This window comes from Cellulomonas algicola (assembly GCF_003851725.1).
GTDB classification, from domain to species: Bacteria; Actinomycetota; Actinomycetes; order Actinomycetales; family Cellulomonadaceae; genus Cellulomonas; species Cellulomonas algicola.
The window spans coordinates 1-5,663 of the sequence record NZ_BHYL01000191.1; the positions used below are offsets into that span (position 1 = coordinate 1).

Sequence of the window (5,663 nt, forward strand, 5' to 3'; positions counted from 1 at the left end):
GGACGCGGCGACGGGCGCGGGCACGACGTCGTTCTCGCGGACGGGCCGGTTGGCGGCGGCCGTCGGGAGCGGGGCGAGCGTGACGACGGTCGTGGTCGGCGCGGGCGTGGCGGCGGCCGTGCGACGGCGCCAGGGCAGCCCGCGTCGGGGCGTGCGCGCAGGGCGCTCGGCGGTGAGGTCGCCGTGCGTCGCGGCCTGGAGCGCGACGAGCCCGGCGGTCGGGTGACCGGTCACACCGGCGCCGACAGCGGCGAGGAAGGTGAGGTTCATGGCGGGGTCCTTCCGTGGATGGGAACGCTTCCATCCTAGGGACAGCGCTTGCCGGATTCATGGGACGAAAGGCTCGCGGCGGGCGAGTCGGACGTCGCGCTCGTCACACGTCGGCGGCCGCAGGCACCTCGGCGGCCCGCGGGCGCGCCAGGACCGTCGTCAGCGCGAGCAGGACGACTGCGGCGATCGCGACGCCCAGCACGTACCCGGGCGTCAGCGGCATGCCGAGCGCGATCGCCAGCGCCGCACCCGACGCGATGACCACGCGCACGAACGTGCGCTGCTCGTCGAGCCACACCCCGACCGGCCCCGTCGTCACACCCCGCCGCTCCCCCGCGCCGCGCAGCCACGCCACCGACCGCGTCCACGACGAGCGCAGACCCACCGCCGCGGCGCTGCGTCCCGACACGAAGGCGACCACCGCGACGACCAGTCCCAGCACGAGGCCCGACCGCAGCGCGACCCGCAGCAGCGACACCACCTGGTCGTAGACGACGACCGCCGCGTCGGGCCGCTGCACCGCGGGTGGCAGCGCGTTGGCGTACACCGTGCGCCCGACCGTCAGCACGACGCCGAGCAGCAGCATCGCGCCCGCGAGCGTCAGGCCCGCGACGACGAGCGCCCGCGAGCGGTGCTGCGCGAGGAGCACCCCGCCCGCGAGCAGCAGCACGACGACCCACGGCAGCCACGTGCCGAGCACGTCCAGCCAGCCGTACGCGTTCTGCAGCCGCACCAGGTCGGCGCTCTGCACGAGCGGGAAGCTCGCGTTGATCGTCGGGAGCCGGTCCACGATCGTGAAGCCGCGCTCGGACAGCGCCGACTTCACGGCCTCGATCACCGTCGTGAGGTCGACGGTGAGCGTGCCCTGCGCGTTGATCGACGCGATCGCGTCGGGGTCGCCCCGCATGACGGCGACGAGCTGCTCGTGCGCCGTGCGGTTCGCCTCGGTCCACGCGGCGTCGAAGGCGTCCGACGTCACGAGCCGCTCGACGGCCTGGTGCACGAAGCTCGTCGCCGCGCTGACCAGCGGCCCCTGCAGCGAGTCGACCGCGGTCGCGAGCCGCGGCGGCAGCCCGAGCTCGGCGACCGCCGACGTCGCATCCGCGGCCAGCCGCTCCAGGTCGATCGCGTCGACGATCGCCCCCGTCACCCGGTTCGTCACCGCCTGCTGGATCTGCGGCTCGTCGACCAGCGGCGCGACCGTCGCGAGGTACCGGTCGGTGTCGGTCACCAGCCCACGGGCCCACGTGGCCACCACGGCCACGGGGGCGAGCAGCGCCGCGACCACGACGAGCACGACCGAGGCCGTCACGCGTCCGGGACGTCGCCGTCGGCGCGGTACGGCCGGTGCGACCGACGCGTCGGGCGGGTACGACGGCGGCGCGGCCCGGAGGCGGGCGTTCTCCTCCTCGAGCGCTGCGAGCCGGGCCCGCAACGCCGTGAGGTCGTCCGTCCCGTTCCCGTCCGCGGCCTGCGGCACACCCTGACCGGTCATCGCCCCTCCTCGACATGCCCGATTCGTCCCGCTGCTCACGAGCATGGCAGCGTCGCAGGTCAGCGCGCGACCCCTGGCGCGGTACGGTGCCCACCGAGCGCTCCACGCGCGACCGCCGGCCGCACGTCCCGTGCACGTCGTCCCCGGAGGGACCGATGCCCAGACCGCCCGTCCCCGCTCACGACGCCGTCGCCCGCGACCCTCGCAAGCCGCCCGCGTGGCTGCCGCGTGCGTTGCTCATGACCGCGGTCGCCGTGTTCCTCGGCCTGTTCACGTGGCGGGCGCTGTCGCTGCTCGGGTCCGTCATCACCATCGTCGTGATCTCGTGGTTCGTGTCCCTCGCGATGGAGCCGCTCATCCGGTGGCTCGTCGCGCACCGCGTCCGGCGGACGCGCGCCACCGGCATCGTCATGGTCGGCGGGATCCTCGTGATCCTCGTGATCGCCGCGCTGTTCGGCGGGCTGTTCGTCGCGCAGGTCGTCGAGCTCGTCGAGTCGCTGCCGTCGTACTACGAGCAGCTGAAGAGCTGGCTCGACACGTCGTTCGGCGTCGAGCTGCCCGAGTCCGACGAGGTGATCGCCAACGTCGGCGACAACTGGCAGTCGCTCGCGCCCGGCATCATCGGCGTCGGCGCGTCGATCGTGGGCGGCCTGTTCACGCTCACGTCGATCCTGCTCGTCGTCTACTACATGGCCAGCGCGGGGCCGAAGTTCCGGGCCGCCGTCCTGCGGCTGTTCGCGCCGAACCGCCAGCGCGAGATCCTGCGGCTCTGGGAGGTCTCGCAGGAGAAGGTCGCCGACTTCATCAACTCGCGCATCGTGCTCGCCGCGCTCTGCACGGTGTTCACGTGGATCTTCCTGCTCGTGCTCGGCATCCCGTACTCGCTGCCCCTCGCCGCGTTCACCGGCGTCGTCTCGCAGTTCGTCCCGACCGTCGGCACCTACATCGGCGGCGCCCTGCCCGTGGCCGTCGCGCTCGCCGTCGACCCGATCAAGGGCGTCGCCGTGCTGGCGTTCATCATCGCCTACCAGCAGGTGGAGAACCTGATCTTCTCCCCCAAGGTGTCCGCGCGGTCGCTCGAGCTCAACCCCGCGGTGTCGTTCCTCGCCGTCATCGCCTTCGGGGCCGTGTTCGGCCCCATCGGGGCGTTCCTCGCGCTGCCCGTCGCCGCGACCATCCAGGCCGTGTCCTCGACGTACATCCGCCGGCACGAGCTCGTCGACGCCGCGATCCTCGAGGAGGACGCGGAGGCGCTGCGCGCGCGGGGGTGGCACGACGTCGACGAGGACTCGCCCGCGTCGGTCACGCCGCCCGTCGACCCGCACGACGCAGCCCCGCCCGAGGCCGGCGCGACCGACACCGGCACGACCGACACCGACGGGACCGCGGCGCGTCAGCCGTAGAACACCCGCTCGACGACCGCCCGTGCACGCCGGGCGGTCCGCAGGTAGTCCTCCTCGAGTTCCGCACCGCCGCCCGCGGGGTACCCCGCGACGCGCGCGACGCCGCCGAGCGCCTGCCGGTCGTGCGGCAGGACGTCCGCGTGCGCACCCTCGGCACGGCCGGTCCACAGCACGTTCGCGTCCCGCAGTCGCGACGCGAGCTCCCACGCCTCGACGAGCACCCGCGTGTCGTCCTCGGCGATGAGGCCCGCCTCCCGGGCTGCCGCGAGGGCGTCGAGCGTCGACGTGGTGCGTAGGCCGGGCACCTCGTGCGCGTGCTGGAGCTGGAGCAGCTGCGCCGTCCACTCGACGTCGGCGATCCCGCCGCGCCCGAGCTTGAGGTGCCGGGCCGGGTCGACGCCGCGCGGCAGACGCTCCGCCTCGACGCGGGCCTTGATCCTCCGGACCTCGCGCACGGTCGCCGGGTCCAGGCCGCCCTCCGGGTAGCGCAGCGGCGCGATCAGCGCGACGAACCGCTCCCCCAGTGCCGTGTCGCCCGCGACGGGCCGGGCGCGCAGCAGCGCCTGGCTCTCCCACGGCGACGACCAGCGGCTGTAGTACTCGGCGTAGGCGTCGAACGACCGCACGAGCGGGCCGTTGCGTCCCTCCGGTCGCAGGTCGGCGTCGACCGCGAGCGTCGGCTCCGGCCCCACCGAGCCGAGCAGGGACCGCAGCTGCGTCGCGACGGACAGCGCGAACTCCTGCGCGACGGCCGCGTCGGCCCCGGGCAGCGGGTCGTGCACGAACAGCACGTCCGCGTCCGACGAGTAGCCCATCTCGCCGCCGCCGAGCCGGCCCATCGCGACCACCAGCATCCGCGTCGGGTTCTCGTCGAGCCCGAGCGCGACACGCGCCTCCCACTCCGCGACGCGCAGCGTCCCCGACAGCACCATGTCGGCCGCGCGGGTCAGGCTCCGTGACGCCCGGACGCTCGTGAGGACGTCGAGCACGTCGGCCGCGGCCGTGCGCGCGAGCTCGCGGCGGCGCAGCCCGCGCAGGGCGAGGGCCGCGGGCACGGGCTCGTCCGCACGCGTGAGGACCGCGTCGGCCTCGGCCGCGAGGCGCTCCGCCGTGCGCGGCTCGAGCTCGGCGTCGTCGGCCAGCCACGTGACCGACTCCGGCGACCGGGACAGCGCGTCCGCGACGTACCGGGACGTCGACAGGACGTGCGCGAGGCGCTGCGCCACGGTGCCCGAGTCCCGGAGCAGTTTGAGGTACCAGTGCGTCGTCCCGAGGTCGTCCGAGAGGCGGCGGAACGCGAGCAGGCCGCCGTCGGGGTCGGCGCCGTCGGCGAACCAGCCGAGCATGACGGGCAGCAGCTGGCGCTGGATCGACGCACGCCGCGACACGCCCTCGGTGAGCGCCGCGATGTGCCGCAGCGCACCGGCGGGGTCGCGGTAGCCGATCGCCGCGAGGCGCGCCCGTGCCGCGTCGGGCGCGAGGCTCGCCTCCTCGGTCGACAGCTGCGCGGTCGCGGGCAGCAGCGGGCGGTAGAAGAGCTCCTCGTGCAGGTGCCGGACGTCACGCCGCACCGACCGCCACCGCTCGAGCAGGCCCTGGGCGCCCTCGGCCCGCAGCCCGACCGACCGGGCGAGCCGCTGCAGGTCGGCATCGGCGGTCGGCAGCAGGTGCGTGCGGCGCAGCCGGTGCATCTGGATGCGGTGCTCGACGAGCCGCAGCCACCGGTAGCAGACCGCGAGGCGCGCGGCGTGCTCGCGCCCGACGTAGCCGCCCGCCGCGAGGGCCGCGAGCGCCGTGAGCGTGCTGGGGCTGCGGATCGAGTCGTCGGCGCGGCCGTGCACGAGCTGCAGGAGCTGGACGGTGAACTCGACGTCGCGCAGGCCGCCGACGCCGAGCTTGAGCTGACGGTCGGCCTCCGCGGCGGGCACGTGCTGCTCGACGCGGCGGCGCATCGCCTGCGCGTCCTCGACGAAGTTCTCGCGCTGCACGGCCGCCCAGACGAACGGCTGCACCATCGCGGCGTACTCGCGCCCGAGGTCGGGGTCGCCCGCGAGCGGGCGCGCCTTGAGGAGCGCCTGGAACTCCCACGTCTTGGCCCACCGCTCGTAGTACGCGCGGTGGCTCGCGATCGTCCGGACGAGCGGGCCGTCCTTGCCCTCGGGACGGAGCGCCGCGTCGACGGGCCAGAGCGCGGGCTCGCCCGACGCGGTCGAGCACACGCGTGCGAGGCCCGCGGCCAGCCGGGCACCCGCCGCGAGCGCCTCGGCCTCGTCGGCGCCGTCGACGGGCTCGGCGACGTAGATGACGTCGACGTCGCTCACGTAGTTGAGCTCGCGCCCGCCGGTCTTGCCCATGCCGATGACGGCGAGCCGGACGCCCGCGCCGTGGTCGTCGAGGTCGCCGCGCGCGACCGCGAGCGCGCCCTCGAGCGCCGCCGCCGCGAGGTCCGCGAGCGCGGCCGCGACGCCGGGCAGCCGGGACAGCGGGTCGGTGGC

General features: G+C 75.1%; 3 protein-coding genes and 1 pseudogene. 1 reads left to right on the forward strand and 3 read right to left on the reverse strand.

The features are described 5' to 3' along the window. Positions 1–270, reverse strand: a pseudogene (locus tag CTKZ_RS12515) (hypothetical protein); the annotation flags it as partial. 103 nt (positions 271–373) lie between these two features. Beyond that, positions 374–1,765, reverse strand: coding sequence for a hypothetical protein (locus tag CTKZ_RS12520; protein ID WP_124343259.1), 1,392 nt, complete (start codon positions 1,763–1,765; stop codon positions 374–376). Between the two features lie 155 nt (positions 1,766–1,920). Between CTKZ_RS12520 and CTKZ_RS12525 the strand changes: the two genes are divergently transcribed. Next, the gene (locus CTKZ_RS12525; protein ID WP_124343260.1) at positions 1,921–3,168 is read left to right on the forward strand and encodes an AI-2E family transporter; all 1,248 of its coding nucleotides are present in this window, start codon (positions 1,921–1,923) and stop codon (positions 3,166–3,168) included. On the opposite strand, the gene CTKZ_RS12530 is transcribed toward CTKZ_RS12525, so the two are convergent. Beyond that, positions 3,159–5,663: bifunctional [glutamine synthetase] adenylyltransferase/[glutamine synthetase]-adenylyl-L-tyrosine phosphorylase (locus CTKZ_RS12530; protein ID WP_124343261.1), on the reverse strand; the 2,505-nt coding region annotated here is incomplete at its 5' end. The genes CTKZ_RS12525 and CTKZ_RS12530 overlap by 10 nt on opposite strands.